This window comes from Pantoea hericii (assembly GCF_014155795.1).
Taxonomy (GTDB): domain Bacteria; phylum Pseudomonadota; class Gammaproteobacteria; order Enterobacterales; family Enterobacteriaceae; genus Pantoea; species Pantoea eucalypti.
Genome location: NZ_SCKV01000002.1, coordinates 586,924 through 613,581 on the forward strand (window position 1 = coordinate 586,924; position 26,658 = coordinate 613,581).

Consider the following 26,658-nt stretch of genomic DNA (forward strand, 5'->3'; position numbering starts at 1 on the left):
GCGAGCACCGCAACCGGGCTGGATATCACCTTTTTCACCGTTACTCGGTCAGTATGGTTTGCACCTCAGTCGGCCCACTGTTAACCATACCCCAGTAAGGATTTGGGCCCCAGTAGCCGCCGCGATGACGAGTCGGACCATACCAGATCCAGGGATCCATTGGCTGAGGCGGTGCTGTTACCTGTTGCGCGAGACGCCAGCGCTGGTAACCTCGTACATCGATAACGGCAAATTTATAATCTGCCTCACCAATTTTGCCCTGCTCCGTTCCCTTCAGGGTACCCAGCACAGTGACATACTGGTTTCTGACATCCACTGGATCAACAAAGCCGTGGATATCGGCATAAATCCGCCCCACCGACGCCGCCCCCAGACGCGGTCTGGCGCTATCGTCCAGCGGCTGTGCAGCAATCTCAAGCCGGGTTTTGCCGTTCAGATTAGTGACATTCACGACCTTGCCGCCAAAGCGAGATTCCTGCCCGACGAAGATCGAAGGATCGCTCATGACCCGCAACAAATCCTGCTGCGGCTGAGGCGAGCTGCCCTGCAGTGTGTCGGGAATCGAGACACAACCGGTTAACGCCAGCACACAGGTCAGTAGCAGACCTGAAAGCCCTTTACCACACATTGACGACATAGACGTTCTCCCGTTAGGTAAAGACTTAGACTGGACGCATAACAATAAGTTGCGTGCATTTTACCGGCCAGGTAATTTTTTCCAGGCGACTTCATTGCGCAGATAAGTGGGCTCCGCCGTCTCCGGCAGCAGCGTATTCCCCTGCGCCAGTGCAAGTATCGCCAGCGGCAGCATATCCTGAGCGGCAGGCAGCGTGACCTCACTGGCAACCAGCGTCAGTTCATGTCCCTGCTGCAGGCCAGGATAAGCCTGCCAGCCGGTGCCAGCGGTCATCCATTCACCAGAGAGCGCCTGCATACGTGCCAGTGCCGCTTCCGGCGACAACACACTTTCGCTGGCTTCGCCCTGCCAGGCACCGTGCTCATCACGCTGATATTCGGCCCAATAGACTTCGCCCATCCGCGCGTCAATCGCCGTTAATACCCGGGTTGTCCCGTGAAGGCGCCATGCGCCTTCCGCCAGCGTCGCGAGGGTAGAAACCGCGATCATCGGCAGTGCTGCGCCCAGTGCAAGGCCCTGCGCAATGCCAATGCCAATGCGTACGCCAGTAAAACTGCCCGGGCCGCGACCAAAGGCGAGCGCGTCCAGTTCGGTCAGTTCCAGCTGCTGCGCCAGCAGGAGCTCTTCGACCAGCGGTAAAATACGCTGGGTATGATCACGCGGGGCGATCTCGAATCGGGCATCAATCTGTTGCTGATTCAGCAAGGCAGCTGAACAGGCTTCTGTCGCCGTATCCAGCGCTAAAATTCGGGCTGACATGACCACCTCAGAAGAAAGAAAACGGCGCGCATATTAGCATAAAATTATGCGTCTGGTTCGGGTTGCTGACGGATAAAGGCGATGGCACGATCAATGTCCCGGGTGCGCGGCGTAGGTGGCAGGCTGTTGAGAAACAACGCGCCATAAGGACGCGATACCAGCCGCTGATCGCAAATCACCAGCACACCCCGATCATCCGTATCACGGATCAACCGTCCCACCCCCTGCTTCAGCGTGATCACGGCATCCGGTAGCTGCACATCCGTGAAGGGATCGCCGCCACGAATCCGGCAATCTTCCATTCTGGCTTTTAACAGGGGATCTTCCGGCGAGGTGAACGGCAGTTTATCAATAATGACCAGCGACAGCGCATCACCCCGCACATCAACCCCTTCCCAGAAACTGCTGGTCGCCACCAGCAGGGCGTTGCCTTTGTCGATAAACTGTTTCAGTAACTGACCTTTGCTGGTTTCACCCTGTACCAGCACAGGCAGGGTCATTGAAGCGCGAAATTCTGCCGCCAGTTCACGCATCATCAGGTGCGATGTGCAGAGGAAGAAACAGCGGCCTTTGTTGGCATCGATCAGCGGTTTCATCATCGCGGCCAGCTGGCGGGCGCCGCCGGGACGGTTAGGCTCAGGCAGATTGCGCGGCACGCAGAGCAGTGCCTGCTTCGCAAAGTCAAACGGGCTATTCAGAATCAGGCTCTTTGCCGCATTCACACCCAGTCGTTCGGCGAAATGGGCCATTTTTTCATCCACCGCCAGGGTGGCCGAGGTGAAGATCCACGCCGCTTTACGGTTGTCCATCACTTCCCGGAAGCGTTCAGCGACCGAGAGCGGCGTCAGCGCCAGAATAAAATGACGCGACGTACATTCATACCAGTAGCTGTAGCCCGGCTCGTTAATCGCCCGTAACCGTTTTAAGCGGGTACGGTAAAGCGCGGCGCGCTCAAAGGCGGCATCCAGCAGAGCTGAACGACCCAGCGAGAGTTTGCTAACGTCGTAACAGAGCTCCAGCGCATCGTCCAGCAAGGTGAACATGCGCAGTATCTGGTTATCGCTCAGCAGTTCGCGTAAATTACCGCGATAACCCGGATCGCCTAATGACAGGCGGAAATCCTGTGCGCATTGCGCCAGTCGATCAGCTGATTTCTGCAGTTGCTGGGCATCACGCACTTCCGTGCGGTAGGCGGTAATAATATCTTTAGCCAGATCGAGTAACTGGCGGCTGGAGAGTTGCTGACCAAAATACTGGCTGGCGATATCGGGCAACTGATGGGCTTCATCGAAGATCATCACATCAGCCTCGGGAATCAATTCGCCAAAGCCCCCCTCTTTTACCACCAGGTCGGCAAGAAACAAATGGTGGTTAACGACCACCACATCAGCGTCCATGGCGCGCTTACGTGCCATGACCACAAAACACTCTTTATAGCGCGGACAATCCGTGCCCAGGCAGTTGTCGTTGGTGCTGGTCACCAGCGGCCAGATCGGGCTATCTTCGGTCACACCCGCACAGCTGCTGATGTCGCCATCTTTTGTCTGTGATGACCAACTGCGCAGCGTCACCAGATCGGTTAGCGCCTGCACGGTGAGCTCACCACCGGCCATCGACTGCTGTTCCATGCGTTCCAGGCAGAGATAGTTAGAGCGCCCTTTCAGCAAGGCCGTTTTCCCTTTGAACTTCAGTGCCTTAATCATGGTGGGCAGATCGCGGCCATAAAGCTGATCCTGCAGCGCTTTTGAGCCGGTGGAGACAATGACTTTTTTTCCGGCCCGCAAGGCGGGTGCCAGATAAGCATAGGTTTTGCCGGTGCCGGTACCGGCCTCAACCACCAGTTCACCCTGCTGTTTTACGGCTTCAGATACCGCCTGCGCCATCTCACGTTGTGCTTCACGCGGTTTAAAACCCGCGATCGCCAACGCCAGTGCGCCATCCACTGCAAAATCGTCTGCCACATACCCTCTCTAAGAACGGCAAAAACACTGTAATTATGTCAGTATTGGATAAACAAATCAAAATCGATAAATATCAACAGGTTGAGGTTTTAGCCGTTTCAGGTGCGGCGGTACGTGACCCGAAAGTACGATAAGAAAACCTGAAATTTTACCGCTTCATTAAATACCCTGCTGAATAAGCTAATTAATAACAGGGACATTATTCCATTCGCTTTTTAATCTGTAAGGCGATAAACCGCCGTGCATCCGCGCAGGAATCGCTAAAGGTTTTCATCGATGCGAATGTCAGTAAGACTAATGACTGAAGGATTTTATCCGGGTAGTTTATCTGAACAACCCGAGCGGTCAGAGGGTCATCACCAGGGTGTTGTTTAGCCAGATTCCAGCAACCCGGGTAAAGCGGAAAAGGCGCGGAGAGAAGTGAGTCAATGAGACCGGTGTAGAAACCGCAAAACTGCGCGACTGACGGTTTTGCGGCGTGAGTCAGAATTCAGAAGAAATAGAGGTCGTCAGACAACCGTTTCAAACGCCTAAACATCCTTTTCTAAGGGATCGTTTTCCTCATCCTCTTCTTCATCTTCCGGATAGATCTCAGCATCATCTGGCAGCGGTTCATCGTAATCAGGACGTTCAGACATAATTACCTCCGGTGATAAATAGCAAGGCTGCTATTTCAACTGATCATAGTTAACACTCACTGGAGGCCGCACACTTTCCACCTGAAATGTGAACCAAACGTGAATTCACTGTAATGGACTGAAAACAGCCCAACCGCACCTTGCTAATGATGCAGGTACAGTGCACCCGCCAGCATGATGATGAACAGCACGGCAAAGGTAACAAATCCCTGCTTACTGCCTTTGGATAACCCCACAAATGCCGCGATAACAATAAACAGCAGCGTCAGAGCGCCAGCCATTACCCAAAAAAGATACTGCGTATTCGCCATGCTTTAATCCTCAACCTGTGGCGCAATCTCATGACTGATTTATAACATTTTTAAGCCGCCAGTTCCCCTAATTCCGTGTTTCTTATCCCCTGTCAGCGCTAACAGCAGGCGCGATTAAGGACACCTCATTGTCAGCGCAGTTAGCGCCACAGTGTGATGCAGTTATCAAATGCAAATGAACACATCAGGTAATCAAAAGGCAGGATTATAATGATTAAATCAGCTTACTGTTGGGATGTGGCACCCGTAGGCTGATGTGCTGAGACTGGCTTAACATTGCCCTTCAGGTGATGTTTCGCAGATGGCTAAACCCGACTGCCTGTTTCAGGCGGAGGTACATCATGAATTATGTCCGCATCGGATCTCTGGCTGGCGTGCTGCTGCTCTGCGGCTGCCAGGCACCTACCCCTGATCAGGCTCGTCTGCAGCAACCCGTTTTCCAGGGCCAAAGCGCCCGCACCGTCCCTCAGCTCAGCGACTGTATTTATCGCGGCTGGTCCACCACCAGCGTCATTGCACGGGATAACACCACCCACACCCAGCCGAACGGCAGTGAGATCAGCGTCTTTACCTGGGAAGATTCTATTTTTGCGGATGTTTCGCCCCGCCGAAAAGGTGCTGATGTGAAATATTTCACCACCTTCCGGATGTCCCCGGAAGTGATGGCAGACAGACAGGCGATTGTTGAGCGCTGCCTGTAAAGCGTAAGAGGTGACAGCGATATCAGGAGTGTGCCAGGCTAATGCGCAATTAACCAGGGAGAAACCGATGAGTATTACCCGCATTGACCCGGAACATCGTATGTCCGAAGCCGTCATTCATAACGACACAATCTATTACACCAGTGTGCCCGAAAATCTGGATGCCGACGCAGAAGCACAGACCGCCAATGCGCTGGCGGTGATTGACGCCATTCTGACCCGGCTCGGTAGCGATAAAAGCAAAATTCTGGATGCGACGCTGTTCCTGGTAGATAAAGCCGACTTCCCCGCCATGAACCGCGCCTGGGATGCCTGGGTTTCGCCGGGCAATGCGCCGGTGCGCTGTACGGTTCAGGCCGGTCTGCTAAATCCAAAATACAAGATCGAAATTAAAATCATCGCTGCACGTTAAACCTGCCGGGCGTTATTCCTCTTCGTTTTCGTCATCTTCGTCTTCGAATAACGCCCGAATACGTTCGCCCTTGTGATTTTCGCGGATTTCCTGCGCCACCTGGGCGATTGCTTCACCGCTCGATAGTCCGCCTGCCATCAGCGCCTGAATACGTTCGACGGCCTGTTGTTGTTGCTCATGAGAGAGAGCCGGTAATCCAATAAACATTTTTTACTCCTGCGTTGGGTCAGACAGTATCCCACGTGGAACTAACAGGTGCCAGTGAGGAAAAAATATGTCAGTCTGACCGCCTCTTAGCTTTCTGATTTGTCTGCCCGATGATTGTTGAAACCCTCACGCTTGATTATACCCCCGATGCGCTGACTCAGCGTTTCGCCACCCTTGCCCATCTGCCCTGGGCGATGCTGCTCTCCTCCGCGCAGGCCAGCCACAGTGACAACCGTTTTGATCTTCTGACCGCCGATCCCCGCGCCACCCTGGTGACCCGCGGCGCACTCACGACGCTCAGCGACCCAACCGGTACAACCGAATCAACCGCCGATCCCCTGTTGCTGGTGCAGCAACAGTGTGATGCGCTGGGCGTCACACCTGCATCCAGCGAGACGCTGCCGTTTCAGGGCGGTGCGCTGGGGCTGTTTGGTTATGACCTGGGCCGCCGGTTTGAGTCCCTGCCGCAGCGGGCTGCAGCCGATCTCACTACGCCTGACATGGCCGCAGGAATCTATGACTGGGCATTGATTGCCGACCATCATCAGCAAACCCTGACGCTCGTGGCGTTGAGCAATGTTGAAGAACGTGCCGCCTGGCTGGCACAGTGGCCTGTACGCGAAACTGTACCCTTTTCGCTGACAAGCCGCTGGCGCTCTAATATGAGCTATGCCGAATACGCCGCGCGCTTTGCCGCCGTTCAGGCTTATATTCAGGCCGGTGACTGTTATCAGGTAAACCTGGCACAGCGTTTTCAGGCGGGTTATCAGGGTGATGAGTGGCAGGCATTCACTCTCCTCAATGCGGCTAACCGCGCACCCTTCAGCGCGTTTCTGCGGCTGCCTGACAGTGCAATTCTCAGCCTGTCGCCGGAACGCTTCCTGTCGCTGAATAACAAGCAGATTGAAACTCGCCCCATTAAAGGGACCCGACCACGCTGTGACGACCCGATTGCCGACGCACAACAGGCGGAGTCGTTGCGCCATGCGGAGAAAGATCGGGCTGAAAATCTGATGATTGTTGATTTGCTGCGCAACGATATGGGCCGTGTGGCGCGACCCGGTTCGGTTACGGTGCCAGAGCTGTTTGTGGTTGAACCCTTCCCCGCCGTGCATCACCTGGTGAGCACGGTGCGGGCGCAGCTACCTGACAGCCTGCAGGCCACTGATTTACTGCGCGCCTGTTTTCCTGGCGGCTCGATAACCGGTGCACCTAAGATTCGGGCAATGGAGATTATTGATGAACTGGAACCGCAGCGCCGCAATGCCTGGTGCGGCAGCATCGGCTATATCAGCCTGTGTGGCCGGATGGATACCAGCATCACGATTCGCACGCTAATCGCCGAAGGCCAGCAACTCTACTGCTCTGCCGGTGGCGGATTGGTGGCTGACAGCGATCCGGAAGCGGAGTATCAGGAAACGCTCGATAAAGTCAGCCGGATCTTACCGACACTTGAGCAGGCAGGAGGTTCAGTTGGCACTGACGATTGATGTTTTTCGCAGCCGTTTTTTATTGCAGCAACCCGCCCGCAGCACCCAGCGTCTCTCAGGACGTCATGCTGCGGTGCTGGTGCCTATTGTGGCCCGTCCTGAGCCGGGTTTGTTGCTGACGCAGCGTTCGCAGGCCCTGCGCAAGCACGCCGGACAGGTCGCCTTTCCCGGCGGGATGCAGGATGACACCGACGCCTCACTGATCAACACAGCACTCCGTGAAGCGCAGGAAGAGGTCGGCATCGATCCGCAGCAGGTCGAGATACTGGGTGCGCTGCCTGCCGTCACCAGCAGCACCGGCTTCCAGGTCACGCCCGTGCTGGGCATTATTCCGGCCGATTTACGACTTACTCTTAACCCGGATGAGGTCAGCAGTGCTTTTGAGATGCCGCTGGCCGAAGCTCTGCAGCTAAGCCGCTACAGCGCGCTGGAGGTGCATCGGGCCGGTGTACGCCATCCGGTCTGGCTCTCGCGCTACCAGGATTATCTGGTGTGGGGCATGACCGCCGGAATCATCCGTTCATTGAGCACCCAGATCGCCTTCTGAAACCTTTTTGTCTGTTTTTTCCACAGATGCTCGCCAGCGACCTGCCGGGCTGCGCTATAATTTTTTCTATCGTTTTAGATAAGTTTATTTCATGCGAAAAAGCGCTCTTTTCTGGTGCATGACTATTACTATGGGCGCCATAAACTGCCCCGGCAGACTGAGAATAATTGTGAGGAGTGTCACCTGTGATTAGTGTTTTCGACATGTTCAAAGTGGGCATCGGCCCATCGAGTTCGCATACTGTCGGCCCGATGAAAGCGGGTAAACAGTTTGTGGATTTGCTGTGCGAACAGGAAAAGCTGCAGGAGGTCACCCGGATCGCCGTGGATGTTTACGGTTCTCTGTCTCTGACCGGTAAAGGCCATCATACGGATATCGCAATTATTATGGGTCTGGCGGGCGAATCGCCGGACACGGTGGATATTGATGCCATCCCCGCGTTTATTAAAGATGTCGAACAGCGTGAGCGGCTGCTGCTGGCGAAAGGCGCGCATGAAGTCGATTTTCCGCGCGAAGGCGGCATGGTGTTCCGTAGCGAGAACCTCTCGCTGCATGAAAATGGTCTGCGTCTGCTGGCGTTTGCAGGTGACCTGCTGATTCTGTCGAAGACCTATTACTCCGTTGGCGGCGGTTTCATCGTTGATGAAGAGCACTTTGGGCAGTCGGCACTGGATGAAGTGTCAGTGCCATGGCCGTTTCATTCCGCTAAAGATCTGCTGGCGCACTGCCATGAGACCGGCCTCTCCCTCTCTGGCCTGGTGATGAAAAATGAGCTGGCGCTTCACAGCCGCGATGAGATCTATGCCTATTTCACCGATATCTGGCAGACGATGCAGGCCTGTATCGATCGCGGTCTGAATACCGAAGGTGTGTTGCCCGGACCGCTGCGCGTGCCACGTCGTGCTGCCTCACTGCGTCGCCTCCTGACCTCCTCCACTAAGCACTCCAGTGACCCGATGATTGTTATCGACTGGATTAATATGTATGCGCTGGCCGTCAACGAAGAGAACGCCGCAGGAGGTCGTGTCGTCACCGCACCAACAAACGGTGCCTGTGGCATCGTGCCGGCGGTGCTGGCTTATTACGATCACTTTATCGAGCCGGTAACCCCCGATATTTTTCTGCGCTATTTCCTTGCCTCCGGCGCCATTGGCGTACTGTACAAAATGAACGCATCTATTTCCGGTGCTGAAGTGGGTTGCCAGGGTGAAGTGGGTGTGGCCTGCTCCATGGCGGCGGCCGGTCTGGCCGAGTTGCTGGGCGGCAGTCCTGAGCAAGTCTGCGTGGCCGCTGAAATTGGCATGGAGCACAACCTGGGACTAACCTGTGACCCGGTTGCCGGTCAGGTTCAGGTGCCCTGCATTGAGCGCAATGCGATCGCCTCAGTTAAAGCCATTAACGCGGCGCGAATGGCACTGCGTCGTACCAGCGAACCTCGCGTCTCGCTGGATAAGGTTATTGAGACGATGTATGAAACGGGCAAAGATATGAACGCTAAATACCGCGAAACCTCACGCGGCGGTCTGGCAATTAAAGTGCAGTGTGATTGAACGAAACGTTTAAATGTTTAAATAACGTTCAACTGTAATAAAATCCGCATCCTGCGCTATCTCAGCGCAGGTTTTAACGGTAGAGTGTTTTCCGCGCAGCCGTCCGGCTTTCGTCGCTTTCCAGACCCGCTTTTCTGCATTTCGGCCTCAATATTGATCTGGCCGTGCCGATACTAACCCCGTAATTTTTTTGCTTTATTCTGGCTTTTTGGGAAGGTGGATACTGATGTTTATGGCCCAGCAATTTGTTGGACAATTCAGACGCAAGCGTTTGCTCATAGCATTCTCAATCGCCATCGTGGTCATGATATTGACGCTGGCCTTTCGCTATTTTGAAGAAAAGTCACGTATTGAACGTCAGGCAATGGATTTCGCCAATAAAGCGATTATGCGGTTTGACCGGATGTTTTCGCCGCTGGAAGTTTCCGCGAATAATACGCTGGGCCTCGTGGGTGTACCCTGCAACGATGTTCGTTTTCCACTCATCGAAAAAATCTCTTCTCTGCAGACGCTCCGGGCGATTCTGCTGGTGGATAACGATGTACTTTACTGCTCCAGTGTTTATGGACCCCGCGCGATTCCTTTTAGCCAGACCTGGCCCGACCTTGCCTATAATGGCGAGCGTATGACCCTCTCAACCGATGATTATCTGCTCAAAGGCTCACCGATTTTAATGTTGTGGACGCCAAAAAGCCCGGATAACCGCTCAGGCATTTTGCAGGTAATTAACATCGAAATGATGAGCAATTATCTGCTGGAGCCGCAGTTACCCTGGGTTGAACGCGCCGTGTTTAACGTTAACGGACAGAGCCTGGAGTATGGTAATCCGTTGATCGAGTCGACAGTCGCTGCAGACGATGAGGTGAGCTATGAACAAGGCTCGCTGCGCTATCCATTCACGCTTACACTCTATGGCCCCTCTCCTACCCGATCGGCGCTGGCAACGCTTCCCTCACAGCTGCCGCTGGCAGTGCTGCTGAGCCTGCTTATGGGCTATATCGTCTGGCTGGCAACCGCAAATCGCATGAGCCTGAGCTGGCAAATCAGTTATGGCATTACCGCCCGCGAGTTTATGGTTTATTGCCAGCCACTGATCAATAGCAAAAGTGGTCAGTGCGACGGTATTGAGATACTGATGCGCTGGCATAATGCCCGTCAGGGCTGGATTGCGCCGGATGTTTTTATTCCGCTGGCTGAGCGCCAGAATCTGATCAAGCCGCTGACGCGCTTTGTGCTGAATGAAGTGGTGAGTCAGCTACCGCTCTTGCCCACGGATCCCGGCTTCCATATCGCTATCAACGTGGCTGCCAGTCATTTCCGGGACGGCGCAATTATTGAAGATCTGCAAAAGCTGTGGTGGCCCGCCTCGCCAGTGCCGACACTGATGGTGGAGCTCACCGAGCGGGATGCACTCCCGGTGGTGGATCAATCGGTCATTACGCAGCTGCACGATATCGGCGTTCAGCTGGCGATTGATGACTTCGGCACCGGTCATAGTTCACTCTCCTATCTGAAAGACCTGCAGCCCGACGTGCTGAAAATAGACAAAATTTTCACAGCAGCTATCGGCACTGACGCCATCAACGCGACGGTAACGGATATGGTGATTTCGCTGGCCCAGCGCCTGAACATCAGTCTGGTTGCTGAGGGCGTGGAAACGGCTGTGCAGGCGGCTTATCTGCGCGAACGCGGCGTGGATCATCTGCAGGGTTACTATTTTGCCCGTCCGATGCCGCTGCAGGATTTTCCGGCGTGGCTGTTACTGCACCAGGCCGATACCCACAGATAAAAAAACAGCCGCGACGTTGAAGCAGCGGCTGTCGGGAAGATTTACCGCGGCCGGTTATGCCAGCCGCGCCTTAGCAACAACGTGAAGAATTAACCCTCTTCATCTTCGTCATGCGGTTTATCTTTGGTGACACGCACCAGATCGATGCGGTAGTCGGTCGCTTCGATGATCTGGAAGTGCAGCGGAGTGATATCAATTACATCGCCAGGCAGCGGTAACTGCCCTTTCTGCTCAATCAGCAGACCGGCCAGCGAGGCGTGGTCCTCTGTCGGATCGACCAGCTCATGGAAATCGAGCAGTTGCTGCAGCGAATGCAGATCGGTCCCGCCCTTAACTAACCAGCCATCACCGTCCGCCACAATATCAGGCGTTTCATCTTCATCCGGGAATTCACCCGCGATCGCTTCCAGCACGTCCAGTGGCGTGATCAAACCCTGGACCACACCAAACTCGTTGGTGACGATAACGAAGCTACCTTTGGCACGGCGCAGCACGCCAAGCAGGTTAATCGGATCCAGCGTCTCCGGCACCACAATGGTCGGGCTATTGGCCGCAAAGGTTGCCACATCCACGCCATGCTCCAGCGCCACCAGCAGCTCTTTAGCGCGCACTACGCCGACAATTTCGTCCAGCTCACCCCGGCAGACCGGAAACAGACTGTGGGGGGTATCAAGCAGCTGACCGCGAATCTCATCCACCGGACGATTCGCATCAACCCAGGAGATTTCACCGCGCGGCGTCATGATGCTGCGAATTGAACGTGACGCCAGGGTCAGTACGCCATTAATCATGTAACGTTCTTCATCTTTAAACGCTTCCTGCGGCATCGCTTCCGCCAGCGCAGCCTCTTCGCTGCTGCTGGTGTTGCTGTTACTGGCCATCTGGGCACGATTGCGGCCTCCCATCAGGCGCAGAATCGCCTCTGCGGTACGTTCACGCATCGGACGGTTGGACTGATGGCGGATAAAGTTTCGACGCGCAATCTGGTTAAACATCTCAATCAGAATTGAGAAGCCGATTGCCGCATAGAGATAACCTTTAGGAATATGGAAGCCGAAGCCTTCTGCTACCAGTGACAGACCGATCATTAACAGGAAGCTCAGACAGAGCACCACCACGGTCGGATGCGCGTTAACGAAGTTAGTTAACGGCTTAGACGCCAGCAGCATCACACCCATCGCAATCACCACAGCCGTCATCATCACCGGCAGGTGGTTGACCATACCTACAGCCGTAATCACAGCATCCAGCGAGAAGACCGCATCCAGCACCACAATCTGCGTCACGACTGCCCAGAAACTGGCATATCCCCGATTACCTGATCCGTCGAGCTGCCGGTTCTCCAGCCTCTCGTGCAACTCCATCGTCGCCTTAAATAACAGGAACAGACCACCCGCCAGCAGAATTAAATCACGACCCGCAAAGCTGAAACCGCCTACGCTGAAAAGAGGTGTTGTCAGCGTCACCATCCAGGAAATCAGTGACAGCAGGCCCAGACGCATAATCAGTGCCAGCGACAGGCCAATCAAACGGGCCTTGTCACGCTGCTTTGGCGGCAGTTTGTCGGCCAGAATGGCAATAAACACCAGATTATCGATGCCGAGTACGATTTCCAGCACGATGAGCGTCAGTAAACCCGCCCAGATTGAGGGGTCGAATAAAAATTCCATTATTTATGACTCCAGAACAGGGAACAGATTGAGCCGGTGCGTATCAGCGCAGCAAAGCGTGACATCCGGGTGGTCGGGAAAGCGGTGAAAACGCCGCGAGGCGAAGGGTGACGCGCCAGCAGGCGCAAAGAACAGGTTAAGCGACGTCGGTGACGATCCATAAAGGTGGGCTGAAGCCCGTTACTCCTGAGTATTAAACAGAACGTTAATGTATCAGGTCGGTGATTTGCGTCAAAAAATTTTCTTATTTTTACAATCTGCAGAGCGGATGATCGGGCGCATAAAAAGGGTGACTCGCCTCTTCACAGGGTGAATAGCTGACAGACATCACATAATTTATTTTTTCGATCACTAAAATAAATCGCGACTTTATCGCCTTAACGTCATTAACCCATGTTTTTTCGACGCTAAACCGATTAATCGAATCACCCGGTTAAAACAATAACCAAAGCATGACTCAATACAGTTCATTGACTCAGATGAGCATCTCTAGCGAACGGAGGTAGCACGTGACCATTGCGATTGTAATTGGTACACACGGCTGGGCAGCGGAACAACTGCTGAAAACAGCAGAAATGCTGTTGGGCGAGCAGGACAATGTCGGCTGGATAGATTTTGTCCCTGGTGAAAATGCAGAAACGCTGATTGAAAAATATAATGCACGACTGGCAGAACTGGATACCAGCAAAGGGGTCCTGTTTTTAGTCGATACCTGGGGTGGCAGCCCGTTTAATGCGGCCAGCCGTATCGTCGTCGATAAGCCCCAGTATGAGGTCATCGCCGGGGTCAATATCCCGATGCTGGTCGAAACCCTGATGGCGCGCGATGACGATCCCGGATTTGACGAACTGGTCGCCGTCGCGGTCGAAACTGGCCGTGAAGGGGTTAAAGCCCTGAAAGCCAAAGAAGAAGCACCGGCACCGGCTGCGGTAAAACCGGCCGCTGCAGCGCAACCGGCTAAACCGATGGCACCTGGCGATCACATGAAAATCGGACTGACGCGCATAGATGACCGTCTGATTCATGGACAGGTCGCGACACGCTGGACGAAAGAGACCAACGTTCAACGCATTATCGTGGTCAGTGATGAAGTGGCCAACGACCACGTGCGTAAAACCCTGCTGACGCAGGTCGCCCCGCCCGGCGTGACAGCCCATGTGGTGGATGTCGATAAAATGGTGCGGGTGTGGAATAACCCGAAGTATGGTCAGGATCGCGTGATGCTGCTGTTTACCAATCCCACCGATGTTCTGCGCGTCGTGGAACAGGGTGTGGATATTAAAACGGTGAACATCGGCGGGATGGCATTTCGCCAGGGAAAAACCCAGGTGAATAATGCAATCTCGGTTGATGAAAAAGATATTGCCGCCTTCCGAAAACTCAACGAACGCAATATTGAACTGGAAGTGCGTAAAGTTTCCAGTGACCAGAAACTGAAAATGATGGATCTGATTGCGAAAGTTAACGCGTAACAGAAGCACTTCTGCGCCTGCGTTTCCGGGCTCGTCGTTATCCTGCTGAGGACAAGAAGTATGATGGAAATAACCTCGCTACAAATTATTTTAATTTTTATTGTCGCCTGCATTGCCGGTATGGGGTCGATTCTGGATGAGTTTCAGTTTCACCGACCGCTGGTGGCCTGTACTCTGATTGGTATCGTGCTGGGTGATATGAAAACCGGCATTATCATCGGTGGTACGCTGGAGATGATTGCACTGGGCTGGATGAACATCGGTGCCGCCGTGGCCCCTGATGCCGCCCTCGCCTCCATTATCTCGACCATCCTGGTGATCGCCGGCGGTCAGAGTGTGGGTGCCGGTATCGCGCTGGCCATTCCGCTGGCGGCGGCCGGACAGGTGCTGACCATTATCGTGCGTACCCTGACTGTGGCCTTCCAGCACGCAGCTGATAAAGCCGCCGAAAAAGGTAACCTCACGGCCATCTCCTGGATCCATGTCTCTGCCCTGTTGTTGCAGGCGATGCGTATCGCTATTCCGGCGCTGATTGTGGCGATTTCGGTCGGCACCAGTGCGGTTCACGCCCTGCTCAGTTCTATCCCTGAAGTCGTCACCAACGGTCTGAATATCGCGGGTGGCATGATTGTGGTCGTCGGTTACGCGATGGTCATCAACATGATGCGCGCAGGCTACCTGATGCCGTTCTTCTATCTCGGCTTCGTCACCGCGGCGTTTACCAACTTTAACCTGGTGGCGCTGGGCGTGATTGGCGTGGTCATGGCCGTGCTCTACATCCAGCTCAGCCCGAAATACAACCGTGTAGCAGGCGCACCCAATGGTGCAGCAACCGCAAACGATCTTGATAACGAACTCGATTAAGGAACAGGTGAGCACATGGTTGATATTACGAAAGTCGAAAAGAAACTGACAGCCGGAGATGTTCGCGCCGTCTTTATGCGCTCGAACCTGTTCCAGGGCTCATGGAACTTTGAACGTATGCAGGCGCTGGGCTTCTGCTTCTCTATGGTGCCGGTGATCCGCCGTCTCTATCCGGAGAACAATGATGAGCGTAAGCAGGCAATAAAGCGTCATCTGGAGTTCTTTAACACCCATCCTTATGTGGCCGCGCCGGTACTGGGCGTCACCATGGCGATGGAAGAGCAGCGTGCCAACGGCGCACCCATCGACGATGCGGCGATTAACGGCCTGAAAGTCGGCCTGATGGGACCGCTGGCCGGTGTCGGCGACCCGATCTTCTGGGGCACGGTACGTCCGGTGTTTGCCGCGCTGGGTGCCGGTATCGCAATGAGCGGCAGTCTGCTGGGGCCGTTGCTGTTCTTTGTGCTGTTTAACCTGGCGCGTCTGCTAACCCGCTACTACGGCGTGGCGTATGGCTATCGTAAAGGAATCGACATTGTCAGCGACATGGGCGGCGGTTTTCTGCAGAAGCTCACGGAGGGCGCCTCGATTCTGGGCCTGTTTGTCATGGGGGCGCTGGTCAACAAGTGGACGCACGTTAACATCCCGCTGGTCGTCTCGCGCATCACCGACTCCACTGGTAAAACCACCGTCACCACGGTTCAGTCGATCCTTGATCAACTGATGCCGGGCGTGGTGCCGCTGCTGCTGACCTTTGGCTGTATGTGGCTGTTGCGTCGTAAAGTGAACGCGCTGTGGATTATCGTCGGCTTCTTCGCCATCGGTATCTTTGGTTACTGGATCGGCCTGCTCGGTCTGTAATTTCACCCGGCCGGGAGCCTGCGCTCCCGGCTTTTAAGCGTGGTGAGCTGAGCCACAACCGGCTGAGCTCACCCTGTTTGAGGTAGATGTGATGTCTTTAACTGACGCGTTGATTGCGTGTTGTATCGCCGCCCTGATGGGGTTTGCCGTTTACCATGAGGCGATTCTGCCGCGTCGGCATGGCCCCACCCGCTTAAGGGTCACGCTGCGCAGGCAGCATAAACTCGACAGCCTGATTTTTATCGGTCTGCTGCTGATTTTGCTGTGGAACAACGTCAGTCATCACGGCCCGCAGCTCACCACCTCTCTGCTGATGATGCTGAGTTTTCTGGCGTTCTGGCTCTTCTGGCTGCGAAAACCTACGCTACTGATGAAGAATGATGGATTGTTTTACGCCGGTGTCTGGATCGATTACCGGCGGATTCAGGGGATGAATCTCTCTGAGGATGGCATTCTGGTGATTCAGCTTGAACAGCGTCGACTGCTGATCGCGGTGCAGCAACTCGACGATCTGGAGCGCATCTATAACACCCTGGTAGAAGCGCGTTAGTCGCGCTGCCACATCGTCAGGCTAAAGTCGGCATCGCAGCTGAACTGCTCGCTCTGCTGCAGCGTTTGCCAGACCTCCTCCCGCGCCCGCCAGGCGAATGGCGTCATCTGCAACAGGGTTGTCGCCGCTGCGCCGGTTAATGCCATCGGGTAACGCAGCGCCTGCTGTGTCACCTGCGTGAATCCGGGGTACGCTTTCTGCTCCGGCACATGCAACTGCACTTCGCGGTAAATCAGCGCTTTAAACTGTTGCAGATGATGCGGGCCAGGTGTGACCGTCAATACCAGGCCACCCGGCTTCAGCACGCGTGCCAGTTCTGCTTCATTGCAGGGGGCGTAGATGCGTACCACCGCATCCAGGGCCTGATCGGCAAAGGGTAAGCGCTGGCTGGAGGCGACGCAGAAGCGCACCGCAGGATAGCGCTTTGCCGCCAGACGGATTGCCATTCGGGCAACATCCAGCCCATAAATCTGTGCCTCTCCGCCTGCCGCCTCAGCCAGTGCGGCGGTGTAGTAGCCTTCGCCACAGCCTATATCAAGAATTTTGCACGCCGGCTGGGTCAGTGCCGGGCTGAGCAGGCTGACCACCTGATCACGAAGCGGTTGGTAGTAGCCTGCCTCAAGAAACGTCCGCCGTGCCTGCATCATCTCTGCACTGTCACCTGGCTCCCGTGAGCGTTTGTGCTGAACGGGCAGCAAATTGACGTAGCCTTCTTTCGCCTGATCAAACTGATGGCGATTTTCACAGCACCAGCTGCGGTTTGTGAAGGTCAGAGGTGAGTGGCAAAGAGGGCAAATCAGGGACATAAGGTGCTCCGGCATCAGATAACGCGGCGCAGTGTAACCTTATCGTTTACGCATCGGAAGCATAAAGAAAGCCCCGGCTGAGAAGCCAGGGCTTTGAGATTCCGTGTCAGGGTGCGACGCACCGAGGCGGAGTCGAATCAGATAGCAGTTACGTTAACTGCTGCCGGGCCTTTCTGGCCGTCCTGAATTTCGAACTCAACGCTCTGGCCTTCAGCCAGGGTTTTGAAACCATTGCCCTGGATAGCAGAGAAGTGTACGAACACATCTTTGCTGCCGTCAGCAGGGGTGATAAAACCAAAACCTTTAGACTCGTTGAACCACTTAACCTGACCTTTAATCTTTGCCATTTTGCAAATTCCTTTAGATGTTTATTTAGCCCGAAGGCTGTCATACAGAAAAACCAGAGACATTACTGCATGAGGCACTAATTAAGGTTCGGCAAGGAAGCGGTATTCAACGTCAACGTCTTTACTCGTACTTCTTTACTGAAGATGCCATGCATAAACAGAACTGTACCTCGTTTAACTCAGGAATTGTTATCACATATCCTAAAAATAATGGCAAGCCATTTTTAGGGGCTCAGAGAGCCTGTGCACATAATTGCCAAAAGGCTCACATTGCCTGTCAGGTGGGTTTACACATGTCTGCACGAATAAGGCCCCTGCCCGGCCAGCGCGGTGCCACGTTGCGGCTGCCAGTATGAATTCGATGGATACCATAAGAAATTAATATTTCACAAATATGGCAATTGCAGAATGATTAAGCGAAGCGGTAACGGTTGAAGATATCAGAAATCTGACGTCAATCCTGTACACCGCTGTTTATTTTTGTACAAACAACATTTTTTTGCACCAAAACCATGAGTAACACATTAGCCTTGCGCCAAATAAAAGCATCGAAGACAATTTTTCTTATTAATAATTTAACTTTCGATTTGAAAAATTGATATCAGATAAAAAAGTACTGGCTTTTATTTATCCATCAGGGTTTAGGATAATTCCTGGGCGTCATTATTCAGCCTTCGGCTTTCACCTATTCGCCAGGGCGTGAAGCCGTCGTTTCGCTCGTTTGCCCGCAGCAGCGCATCTGCCAGTTCTTTTGGTGGCGCATCCAGTGACTCATCGGCCAGTTCGTACACACCCCAGTGGATCGGCAGCGTTAACGGCCTGCCGGCTGCCTGCCACAGCGCCACCGCCTGATCGGGATTCATATGCTGGCTTGCCATGAACCATTCAGGTGCATAGGCGCCAATCGGCAAAGCGGCCAGGTTGAACGGCCCCAGTCTGCCCGGAATGTCCAGCAGGCTGTCGCTATAACCGCTGTCGCCCGAAAACCAGAAACGTACGGAGGCAGACCGCACAACCCAGCCGCACCAGAGCGAACGGTTTCGATCGCGTAGCGTTCTCATGCTCCAGTGACGTGCCGGAACGGCATCAAAACAGAGGCCATTGACCGCAGTCTGCTGCCACCAGTCGAGCTGATGCACCTGTTTCACGCCCCGCGCCCTGCACCACTTAGCCAGACCCAGCGGCACAATAAAGGTTGCCTGAGGGAAACGCCGGACAATAGCTTTAACGGTCGTCCGATCAAGATGATCGTAATGGTTATGAGAAATCAGCACCACATCCAGACGCGGCAGATCAGCGATACTGAGCGGCGCAGGTGTTTTTCGCTGTGGTCCGGCAAATGAGAACGGCGAAGCGCGTGAGCCGAGTGCAGGATCGATCAGGATATATTGCTCGTTCAGCCGCAACAGCACGGCAGCATGCCCCAGCCACCAGATGCGATCGTCACTGCCGCGGATGTCGGCTGGCTGCCACCATTGATCGGTGAACGCCGCATAGCCCTGCTGTGGAGGATGCGGCAGTCCCTGAGCCTTACGCTCTCTGCGCCAGCGCTGCAGATCGCCTGGCTGGCGCTGCTCCGGTTCTGGACTACAGAACCCCTCGGGCGTATGGTGCGCTTTACTGCTGTCATACCACGGATTTTTCCAGGCCATCCTGCCTCTCTGCTGTGATTAACGTTCCGGAATTAACCGGATAAAGTCCCGTTTCTCCGCATCTTCATCGGTTTTTTTGACCTCGGAGACGGGCTGCATCTCAATCAGACGGCGCAGCAACTGGTTCTGTTTCTTCTGCTCTTCCAGCAACGACGCCAGTAAGTGAATTTGCTCTCCGGCGCGAACGCTGGCCCGGTTAACAAAGAACCAGGCAATAAACGCCACAATTAAAATAATGACCATCAGGCCATAACTGACCAGCGGTCCCGGATTTGCGGCTAACTCATTCATAACTGCCTCATAAAACAAAGTGAAAACGCCAACCCCCTATTCTACCTTTAGCCATCACAAAAGATAATGGGGATCACGTCAATGCAGATTTTGCCGTTTCAGTTATCTCTGATCGATCCTGCCTGAAAACCGAGGCATGCTGATATCATCATAACCGGCAGCACCAGGTTGTGCGCTGAGTTATCTTTCACAAGGAGACATAATGAAACTGTTGATTCGCACGATAGGCTTGCTAGCGGTGATCTGGCTGGCGATGCTGTTTACCGGCTATGGCGTATTAACCGGCAGCACTAAAAATGCAGCCGGACTTGGCCTGCAATGCAGTTATCTGACCGCTCGCGGCGTGATCAGCGCGCAGTATCTGCACACTGACAGTGGTGTAGTGGGCGTAACGGATTGCCCGTTGCTGAAGAAAAGCGGAGAAGTGATCGATAACTAGTAGAATGGCGGGCCGGATGGCCCGCTGTTTTCAGAACGGGTAGTCGTGATAGCCCATCTCTGATGAAAGCGTGCGCGCCGCACGATGCAGCATGGCCACGTAATCCTGACGGGCATCTTCTGAAAAACGAATGGTGGGAAAAGAGATACTGAGTCCCGCAATCACCACGCCAAATCGGTCGAATACCGGCACGGCGAGGCAGCGCAATCCCTCTTCCTGTTCTTCATTATCCTCACCATAACCCTGCGCTCTGACCTGATCCAGCGTCGTAATCAACGCCTCCGCGCTTAACAGCGTATTGGCCGTGCTACGTTTAAACTCCACATCCCGTAGAATCTCCTCCACTTCGCTTCGGTCGCGCCAGGCCAGCAGCACTTTACCGATCGCAGTGGTATGCAGCGGATTACGACGACCAATGCGTGAATACATACGCAGGTTATAGAGCGAGTCGATTTTGTGGATGTAGACAATACTGTCCTCTTCCAGCGCGCCCAGATGAATCGTCTCTTTGGTCAGACGCGACAACTCACGCATCTGCACATCCGCGCTGCGGATTAAATCAACGTTCTGTAATGCTTTTGCACCCAGCTCAAACAGCTTCAGCGTCAGTGAGTACTTCTCGCTCTCGCCTTCCTGCGTGACATAGCCCAGCGACTTCATGGTCTGCAGAAAACGGTAGACGGTGCTTTTTGACATCATGACGCGCTGCGCGAGCTCAGTAATACCATGATCGCGCTCTTCGCCCAGCGCCTGCAAAATGCCAAACACTTTAAGAACAGAAGAGACCGAATCAGGCTGTTTATCATTTTCACCAATGGACATCGCGCACCTTATTAAACCTGTTTCAAAAAAAATGGAACGGATAGTCAGTATAGAGTGAGGCGCAGCATGGCAGCAATGCTTTAACCCATGCGTCATATTTTAAGACAGTTTTTTATCCGTTCGAGCGCTGCATTTCAGCGTTAATTTCATTAGCATGATGATATTCACCCTCTTTAGTAATTAACTTATGACTCTTTCTCCTCCGCAAGATGGATTACCAGGCCGTCAGCGCTATATGGCTATTGCCACAATCGCTATCGGGCTGACCATGGCGGTGCTGGATGGCGCGATTGCCAACGTCGCCCTGCCGACCATTTCGCGTGAACTCAATGCAAGCCCGGCGCAGTCAATCTGGATAGTGAATGCCTATCAGATTGCGATTATCGTCTCGCTGCTGTCGCTCTCGTTTCTGGGCGATATGCTGGGCTATCGGCGCGTCTACCAGGCCGGCCTGGCGCTGTTTATTGCCACCTCGCTGTTCTGCGCCTTCTCGACCACGCTAACCATGCTGACCTTTGCCCGCGTGCTGCAGGGGTTAGGTGGCGCCGCGCTGATGAGTGTGAACACTGCGTTGATACGCATTATTTATCCCCAGCGCTATCTGGGACGCGGCATGGCAATTAACTCGCTGGTGGTGGCGGTGTCGACCGCGGCAGGCCCGACAGTAGCGGCTGCGATTCTGTCAGTGGCGAGCTGGAAATGGCTGTTTCTGATTAACGTCCCGCTGGGTGCTATTGCATTGTGGCTGGCGCTGCGCACACTGCCCGATAATCCGCAAAAAGCCACCGCACAGAAATTTGATGTGCCCAGCGCGATCATGAATGCCCTGTTCTTTGGTCTGATCATCTCCGCATTGAGCGGTTTTGCGCAGGGTCAGAGTCATCTGCTGGTGCTGTCGGAGGTCGTTGTTCTGTTGGTGACAGGCTGGTTCTTTATTCGTCGTCAGTTAAACATGGCGGTGCCGCTGCTGCCGGTTGATCTGTTGCGTATCCCCATTTTCAGCCTGTCGATGGGCACGTCGGTCTGCTCCTTCTGCGCGCAGATGCTGGCGATGGTCTCACTGCCCTTCTTCCTGCAAAACGTCCTGCAGCGTGATGAGGTGGCAACCGGTTTACTTCTGACGCCCTGGCCGCTGGCGACCATGGTGTTTGCGCCAATAGCCGGCCGGCTGATTGAGCGGGTGCATGCCGGGCTGCTGGGAGGAATCGGGCTGGCGATGTTCGCCCTGGGGCTGTTCCTGCTCGCCTGGCTGCCAGCAAACCCTGGCGATGGTGATATTATCTGGCGCATGATGCTGTGCGGTGCCGGTTTTGGGCTGTTCCAGTCACCTAACAACCACACAATTGTCACCTCTGCTCCACGTAACCGCAGCGGCGCTGCCAGCGGCATGCTGGGTACCGCGCGCCTGCTGGGTCAGAGTATGGGTGCTGCGCTGGTTGCGCTGATGTTTAATCTGTTTGATGAGCGTGGCACGCACGTTTCGCTGCTGCTGGCGGGCAGCTTTGCCGCCGTGGCGGCGCTGGTGAGCGTGTCGCGCATGACGCAGACCCGCGCCTGATGGCAGCGAAAAAGCGAACGCCTTACAGCATGTGAACCGATTCGCTGTAAGGCCGGGTCTGCACAGGGAACCCTGACAAATCAAAAGGACGACTGTCATCCCAGACGGTCGTCCTGCACGATTACGCACCTCATCCCTGATGTGCGCCCATAAACGGGCCAACGCTTTGCGTTGTTTAAAAACGCTCCCGGCGTTTTTGTACAGGCGTCGGGACGTTATCCTCCTCTCTCTGGGTTCCCTGCTCTTTGAGCTAAGATACTGGAGCTAAGATATTGCTGTCTGATTCAATCTGATGCTGATTTCTAAAACAGAAAAGGCGACCCGCGGGTCGCCTTATTTGCTCTGCTTAGTGCTACTTCAGATACTGACCGCTGCGCAGTGCTTCAATACGCTTATCTAACGGCGGATGCGACATAAACAGCTCACTGAATGATTTGCCTTTGCCGTTGATGCAGAACGCCATCATGCTGCTCGGCTCCTGCGGTTCATAGCTGGTTTTCAGACGCTGTAACGCCGCAATCATCTTCTCACGACCAACCAGCTTCGCTGAACCGGCATCGGCATGGAACTCACGGTGACGGGAGAACCACATGGTAATGATGCTGGCGAGAATACCAAACACCAGTTCCAGCACCATCGACACCGCAAAGTAGACCAGCGGATTGCCGTTGCTGCTCTCCTCACCATCACGGTTGCCGGACATAAAGCCTGCCGCGATCTGCGCCAGAATGCGTGAAACGAAAATCACAAAGGTGTTCACCACGCCCTGGATTAGCGTCATGGTGATCATGTCGCCATTAGCGATGTGCGACACTTCGTGTGCCAGTACCGCTTCCGCTTCATCACGGCTCATGTTTTGCAGCAGACCGGTTGAGACAGCAACCAGTGAGGCGTTACGTCGTGCGCCGGTCGCAAAGGCGTTGATGTCAGGTGCGTGATAGATTGCGACCTGTGGCATCGCAATGCCCGCCTGCTGGGCCTGACGGCCAATAGTATCCACCAGCCAGCGCTCGGTTTCGTTGCGTGGCTGTTCAATCACTTCACCGCCAACCGATCGCAGCGCCATCCACTTCGACATCAGCAGTGAAACAAACGCACCGCCGAAGCCAAACAGGCCTGCCATGATCATCAGGCCCTGAACACTGCTTGACTGGATCCCTGTCAGGCTGAGAATCAGCCCGAATACCAACATCACAGCCAGGTTGGTCATCAGGAAAAGAGCAATACGCATCATTTTTGTTAATCTTCCTCAGTAGTTCACGCGCCTATACGCGGATCCATATCCTATGGGCATTGGGCTGCTTTTCAAGCAACCTTAACGTTTAAGTGCCTAAAAAGACATAACTTTACATTCTGACACGCCTGATGAGCAACCCAGCCTGCAGGCGGCTTCTCGCGCGCTAATCATTGGTTAATGGAAACTTTTACGGACGCAAAAAAAAGCACCGCTTAGCGGTGCTTTTTCTGGCAACAGCGGCTTATTTCGCCGCGGGTGCGTCTGGCTGGGATTTCTCCAGCTGGGCAAGATCATTTGCGATCTTCACCGTCTCGTCGAGATACGGATCCGGTTCTTTATAATCTTTCGGCAGCTCATCCAGGTTTTTCAGCGGTTTTTTGCCTTCTGCCTGATAGCGCGCGTTGATGCGCTCCAGTCGTGATGCATCATCTTCGTGGTTCTCTTTCTCGCGCTGAGCAAGATTAAGTGACACGATATTGCGCTTATCTTTCAGAGCATTGTAACGGGCAATGTCCTTCATGATGTACTGGAACTCGCGATCCTGTGCGATGCGATCAGCATGCTGCTTCGTCAGCTGCGCAACCAGCGGTTTAACATCACCGGTTTTGGTGTAGGTTGCCGCTTTGATGCTGTCCCACGGCAGTGCGTTATCCTCAAATTTCTCACCGGTTTCAGCCGCTTCTACGCCGGTTGGCATCAGCAGATCCGGCGTGACGCCTTTGCGCTGTGTACTGCCGCCGTTAATGCGATAGAACTTCTGGATGGTATAAGAAACGGAGCCTAACGCTGGCCACTCCGGACGCAGCATCTGATCATAGATGCGGTTCAGAGAGCGATACTGCTGAACGGTGCCTTTACCAAAGGTTGGCTCGCCAACAATCACTGCACGACCATAATCCTGCATCGCGGCAGCGAAGATCTCAGAGGCTGAGGCGCTGAAGCGATCGACCAGCACCACCAGCGGACCTTTATAGTAAACAACGCCGTCGTTATCGCTGTCTTCGCGCACCCGACCATTGTTGTCGCGAACCTGCACCACCGGACCACTCGGAATAAACAGGCCGGAAAGGGATACCGCTTCGGTCAGCGCGCCGCCGCCGTTGGTACGCAGGTCGATGACCACGCTGTCGACGTTCTGTTTCTGCAATTTCTGCAGCTGGACCTTCACGTCGTCGGTCAGACCGACATAGAAGCCAGGAATATCGAGCACGCCGACTTTCTGCTTGCCGACATTTTTAATGGTCAACTTCACCGCACGGTCTTCCAGACGGATTTTCTCACGCGTCAGCGTGACAGTACGGGTTTTCGTGCCCTTACCGGCTGGCAGAACTTCCAGGCGCACTTTGCTGCCTTTAGGCCCTTTGATTTTTGCAACAACATCATCAAGACGCCAGCCGATAACATCTTCCATTGGCTTGCCTGGCTGCCCGACACCCACAATGCGATCGCCAACGGTTATGGCTTTGCTTTTCGCTGCCGGACCGCCTGCCACCATTGAGTTGATCACGGTGTAGTCGTCATCCATCTGCAGAACCGCACCGATGCCTTCCAGAGAGAGGCTCATCTCCGTGTTGAACTGCTCGGTGTTACGCGGCGACAGATAGCTGGTGTGGGGATCGATTTCGCGGGCGAAAGCGTTCATCACCAGCTGGAAAACATCTTCACCGTTGCTCTGGGCCAGACGGCGGATCGCGAAGTTGTAACGCTTAGTCAGAACGTCGCGAATCTCATTGTCGTCTTTACCGGCCAGCTTCAGGCTCAGCTGGTCATATTTAACCTTGGCATCCCAGAGCGCGTTTAGTTCAGCCTCATTTTTCGGCCATGGCGCTTTGGCGCGGTCAATGTCGATAGTGTCATTGCCGCTGAAATTCATCGGACGCGCCAGCACCGTCAGCGCATACTGATAGCGCTCAAAACGGCGCTTCTGCGCCAGATTATAAATATCGTAAAAAAGATCCAGCTTGCCACTGCGGAGCTCATCGCCCACGGTGGTTTTTTTGCTGGCAAACTGCGCCACATCCGATGCCAGCAGCACATTGTGGCTGTAGTCGAGCATGTTCAGATAGCGATCAAAAATTTTCGCTGAAAAGTTCTGATCCAGATCGAACTGGCGATAGTGGGAACGGGTAAAGCGCGACGTGACGCGCTCACTGACAGTGGGATCCTGCGGGTCTTCGTGAAGCTGGGGAATCTGGTCGGCGCGCGTAATGTTCTCTGCGCCGAAGGATGGGCCTGCTAATAGCAGGCCCGCAATAAGTCCAACTTTAAAAAGGGTGTTCATGCCGGGGTTAGCCTCCGTTTCAGAACTGCAAGTGTTCTGCGCGCACAATCATTGCCATGCCGGAAGCGAGCTGGACCCGAACGCCGTCTTTTGATACTTCAAGAACGGTAGCGTCCATCGCACTTTTGCCTGCTTTAACTTTAATACTCTGGCCGGGTTGCAAAGTTGAGGTATCAGTGATGGGTCGGGCTTCCTGCTCCGGACGTGGGGCTGGCTTGCGATGCTGTGAAGCGGTCGCACGCGGTGCTGCAGTGGTCTGCGGACGCGGTTTACGCGCAGCGTCACCTTCTGCAGGCTTACGAGCCGCGGGCTTGCGTGGACGACGCGGTGCTGCGCCCTCTTCGCTTTCACCGGCTTCACGACGTGCAGCGCGCTGCTGGTCACGCTGCGCCTGGACGCGGGCTTTCGCTTCTTCCAGCTGCTTGCGTGCATGCTCTACGTGTTGCTCATCCAGCACGCCACAGGCGTTGCCGTCGAGATCGACACGGATAGCACCGGCTTTAATGCCGTACAGATAACGCCAGCTTGACGTATAAAGACGCAGCGCGGAACGCAGCTGTGTTTTGCTCAGACCCATTTCGCCCTGAACACGCTCGACCAGATCCTGAAAGATACCGATTTTGAGCGGACGCGCTTCACCTTCAGCGCTAAAGCAGTGCGGAAAGCGCTCCGCCAGAAAAGTGATGACTTCTTTACTGCTATTCAACTTAGGTTGATTTTCCATGAAATTTCCTGATTACAACGGGTTTGCCGACCAGCGCAGGCATGAACAGGCGACATTATAATGACAACATCGCTAAATGCCA

General features: G+C 54.4%; 26 protein-coding genes. 12 read left to right on the forward strand and 14 right to left on the reverse strand.

Annotated features, from left to right (window positions below; genetic code table 11):
* Positions 1-40 precede the first annotated feature (40 nt).
* The 4 genes from H7K52_RS06395 to H7K52_RS06410 form a co-directional block, all read right to left on the reverse strand.
* Positions 41-637 (reverse strand): Slp family lipoprotein, encoded by a 597-nt coding sequence (locus H7K52_RS06395; protein WP_003852709.1) that lies wholly within the window; start codon positions 635-637, stop codon positions 41-43.
* A gap of 60 nt (positions 638-697) precedes the next feature.
* Positions 698-1,396, reverse strand: coding sequence for a tRNA (adenosine(37)-N6)-threonylcarbamoyltransferase complex dimerization subunit type 1 TsaB (gene tsaB / locus H7K52_RS06400; RefSeq protein WP_182629837.1), 699 nt, complete (start codon positions 1,394-1,396; stop codon positions 698-700).
* A 44-nt stretch (positions 1,397-1,440) separates the two neighbouring features.
* On the reverse strand, positions 1,441-3,357 hold the full coding sequence (locus H7K52_RS06405) for a DNA repair helicase YoaA (RefSeq protein ID WP_182629838.1): 1,917 nt from the start codon (positions 3,355-3,357) through the stop codon (positions 1,441-1,443).
* A gap of 781 nt (positions 3,358-4,138) precedes the next feature.
* A complete protein-coding gene (locus H7K52_RS06410) occupies positions 4,139-4,306 on the reverse strand; it encodes a hypothetical protein (RefSeq protein WP_003852701.1) in 168 nt (55 codons plus the stop codon).
* A 341-nt stretch (positions 4,307-4,647) separates the two neighbouring features.
* Here H7K52_RS06410 and H7K52_RS06415 point away from each other — a divergent pair, with 341 nt between their 5' ends.
* Together H7K52_RS06415 and H7K52_RS06420 are read left to right on the forward strand one after the other, a co-directional pair.
* On the forward strand, positions 4,648-5,007 hold the full coding sequence (locus tag H7K52_RS06415; RefSeq protein WP_003852700.1) for a hypothetical protein: 360 nt from the start codon (positions 4,648-4,650) through the stop codon (positions 5,005-5,007).
* A 67-nt stretch (positions 5,008-5,074) separates the two neighbouring features.
* On the forward strand, positions 5,075-5,419 hold the full coding sequence (locus H7K52_RS06420; protein WP_003852699.1) for a RidA family protein: 345 nt from the start codon (positions 5,075-5,077) through the stop codon (positions 5,417-5,419).
* 12 nt (positions 5,420-5,431) lie between these two features.
* Here H7K52_RS06420 and H7K52_RS06425 read toward each other — a convergent pair whose 3' ends face one another.
* Positions 5,432-5,626 (reverse strand): YoaH family protein, encoded by a 195-nt coding sequence (locus H7K52_RS06425; RefSeq protein WP_003852697.1) that lies wholly within the window; start codon positions 5,624-5,626, stop codon positions 5,432-5,434.
* Between the two features lie 110 nt (positions 5,627-5,736).
* Here H7K52_RS06425 and pabB point away from each other — a divergent pair, with 110 nt between their 5' ends.
* From pabB to H7K52_RS06445, 4 genes are all read left to right on the forward strand, one after another.
* Entirely contained in the window at positions 5,737-7,116 is a 1,380-nt protein-coding gene (gene pabB / locus H7K52_RS06430; protein ID WP_182629839.1) for an aminodeoxychorismate synthase component 1, read from the forward strand.
* Positions 7,100-7,663, forward strand: coding sequence for a CoA pyrophosphatase (locus tag H7K52_RS06435; protein WP_003852695.1), 564 nt, complete (start codon positions 7,100-7,102; stop codon positions 7,661-7,663). The genes pabB and H7K52_RS06435 overlap by 17 nt, the downstream gene beginning before the upstream one ends.
* Positions 7,664-7,848: 185 nt before the next feature.
* Complete coding sequence (locus tag H7K52_RS06440; RefSeq protein ID WP_003852693.1) at positions 7,849-9,213, forward strand: L-serine ammonia-lyase; 1,365 nt, start codon at positions 7,849-7,851, stop codon at positions 9,211-9,213.
* Positions 9,214-9,439: 226 nt separating this feature from the next.
* The gene (locus H7K52_RS06445) at positions 9,440-11,002 is read left to right on the forward strand and encodes an EAL domain-containing protein (RefSeq protein ID WP_140033339.1); all 1,563 of its coding nucleotides are present in this window, start codon (positions 9,440-9,442) and stop codon (positions 11,000-11,002) included.
* Between the two features lie 89 nt (positions 11,003-11,091).
* On the opposite strand, the gene H7K52_RS06450 is transcribed toward H7K52_RS06445, so the two are convergent.
* Positions 11,092-12,672, reverse strand: a complete 1,581-nt coding sequence (locus H7K52_RS06450) for a TerC family protein (protein WP_003852691.1) — start codon at positions 12,670-12,672, stop codon at positions 11,092-11,094.
* Between the two features lie 509 nt (positions 12,673-13,181).
* Between H7K52_RS06450 and manX the strand changes: the two genes are divergently transcribed.
* The 4 genes from manX (at position 13,182) to H7K52_RS06470 (ending at position 16,419) form a co-directional block, all read left to right on the forward strand.
* On the forward strand, positions 13,182-14,144 hold the full coding sequence (manX, locus tag H7K52_RS06455; protein ID WP_003852689.1) for a PTS mannose transporter subunit IIAB: 963 nt from the start codon (positions 13,182-13,184) through the stop codon (positions 14,142-14,144).
* Positions 14,145-14,207: 63 nt separating this feature from the next.
* Complete coding sequence (locus H7K52_RS06460) at positions 14,208-15,008, forward strand: PTS mannose/fructose/sorbose transporter subunit IIC (RefSeq protein ID WP_033743088.1); 801 nt, start codon at positions 14,208-14,210, stop codon at positions 15,006-15,008.
* 15 nt (positions 15,009-15,023) lie between these two features.
* Positions 15,024-15,869 carry a PTS mannose transporter subunit IID gene (locus H7K52_RS06465; protein WP_003852687.1) on the forward strand — a complete coding sequence of 282 codons (846 nt, stop codon included), beginning with the start codon at positions 15,024-15,026 and terminating at the stop codon, positions 15,867-15,869.
* Between the two features lie 91 nt (positions 15,870-15,960).
* Positions 15,961-16,419 (forward strand): DUF986 family protein, encoded by a 459-nt coding sequence (locus H7K52_RS06470; RefSeq protein ID WP_003852686.1) that lies wholly within the window; start codon positions 15,961-15,963, stop codon positions 16,417-16,419.
* Here H7K52_RS06470 and rlmA read toward each other — a convergent pair.
* From rlmA to H7K52_RS06495, 4 genes are all read right to left on the reverse strand, one after another.
* Positions 16,416-17,225, reverse strand: a complete 810-nt coding sequence (gene rlmA, locus H7K52_RS06475) for a 23S rRNA (guanine(745)-N(1))-methyltransferase (RefSeq protein ID WP_003852685.1) — start codon at positions 17,223-17,225, stop codon at positions 16,416-16,418. The genes H7K52_RS06470 and rlmA overlap by 4 nt on opposite strands.
* 137 nt (positions 17,226-17,362) lie before the next feature.
* Positions 17,363-17,572 carry a transcription antiterminator/RNA stability regulator CspE gene (cspE, locus tag H7K52_RS06480; RefSeq protein WP_003852684.1) on the reverse strand — a complete coding sequence of 70 codons (210 nt, stop codon included), beginning with the start codon at positions 17,570-17,572 and terminating at the stop codon, positions 17,363-17,365.
* Between the two features lie 641 nt (positions 17,573-18,213).
* Positions 18,214-19,224, reverse strand: a complete 1,011-nt coding sequence (locus tag H7K52_RS06490; protein ID WP_008925325.1) for an MBL fold metallo-hydrolase — start codon at positions 19,222-19,224, stop codon at positions 18,214-18,216.
* 18 nt (positions 19,225-19,242) lie between these two features.
* On the reverse strand, positions 19,243-19,515 hold the full coding sequence (locus tag H7K52_RS06495; RefSeq protein WP_008925326.1) for a YebO family protein: 273 nt from the start codon (positions 19,513-19,515) through the stop codon (positions 19,243-19,245).
* 202 nt (positions 19,516-19,717) lie between these two features.
* Between H7K52_RS06495 and H7K52_RS06500 the strand changes: the two genes are divergently transcribed.
* Positions 19,718-19,954 carry a YobH family protein gene (locus tag H7K52_RS06500; RefSeq protein WP_003852681.1) on the forward strand — a complete coding sequence of 79 codons (237 nt, stop codon included), beginning with the start codon at positions 19,718-19,720 and terminating at the stop codon, positions 19,952-19,954.
* 30 nt (positions 19,955-19,984) lie between these two features.
* Here the strand turns inward: H7K52_RS06500 and kdgR are convergent, their stop codons facing one another.
* Positions 19,985-20,776: a DNA-binding transcriptional regulator KdgR gene (gene kdgR / locus H7K52_RS06505; RefSeq protein ID WP_003852680.1), complete on the reverse strand. Its 792-nt coding sequence runs from the start codon at positions 20,774-20,776 to the stop codon at positions 19,985-19,987.
* Positions 20,777-20,963: 187 nt separating this feature from the next.
* Here kdgR and H7K52_RS06510 point away from each other — a divergent pair, with 187 nt between their 5' ends.
* Entirely contained in the window at positions 20,964-22,334 is a 1,371-nt protein-coding gene (locus tag H7K52_RS06510) for an MFS transporter (protein ID WP_008925327.1), read from the forward strand.
* 352 nt (positions 22,335-22,686) lie between these two features.
* On the opposite strand, the gene htpX is transcribed toward H7K52_RS06510, so the two are convergent.
* From htpX to proQ, 3 genes are all read right to left on the reverse strand, one after another.
* Positions 22,687-23,568 carry a protease HtpX gene (gene htpX, locus H7K52_RS06515; protein ID WP_003852678.1) on the reverse strand — a complete coding sequence of 294 codons (882 nt, stop codon included), beginning with the start codon at positions 23,566-23,568 and terminating at the stop codon, positions 22,687-22,689.
* A 244-nt stretch (positions 23,569-23,812) separates the two neighbouring features.
* Entirely contained in the window at positions 23,813-25,852 is a 2,040-nt protein-coding gene (prc, locus tag H7K52_RS06520; protein WP_003852677.1) for a carboxy terminal-processing peptidase, read from the reverse strand.
* 19 nt (positions 25,853-25,871) lie between these two features.
* Positions 25,872-26,576: an RNA chaperone ProQ gene (proQ, locus tag H7K52_RS06525; RefSeq protein WP_003852676.1), complete on the reverse strand. Its 705-nt coding sequence runs from the start codon at positions 26,574-26,576 to the stop codon at positions 25,872-25,874.
* Positions 26,577-26,658 lie beyond the last annotated feature (82 nt).